Annotated in this window: 2 tRNA genes; both read right to left on the minus strand. The window is 56.2% G+C overall.

Annotated elements, in window-relative coordinates:
• Position 1: 1 nt before the first annotated feature.
• Positions 2–77, minus strand: a tRNA-Ala gene (locus SFLMC1_RS05385).
• A 67-nt stretch (positions 78–144) separates the two neighbouring features.
• Positions 145–221 (minus strand) — tRNA-Ile (locus tag SFLMC1_RS05390).
• Positions 222–224: the final 3 nt, after the last annotated feature.

Genomic DNA, 224 nt, shown 5'->3' on the forward strand with positions numbered 1-224 from the left:
ATGGTGGAGGTTAGGGGGATCGAACCCCTGACCTCAGGCTTGCAAAGCCCGCGCTCTCCCAGCTGAGCTAAACCCCCACGGAGAAAGTAATAAACACCCCAGCGGCGACTCGGCTCTCGCTGGGGTGTTTATTGCGAAAGAAAGTGGTGGACCTGACAAGATTCGAACTTGTGACCTCCCGGTTATCAGCCGGACGCTCTAACCAACTGAGCTACAGGTCCATC

This window comes from Collinsella aerofaciens, from assembly GCF_901212495.1.
Taxonomy (GTDB): domain Bacteria; phylum Actinomycetota; class Coriobacteriia; order Coriobacteriales; family Coriobacteriaceae; genus Collinsella; species Collinsella aerofaciens_H.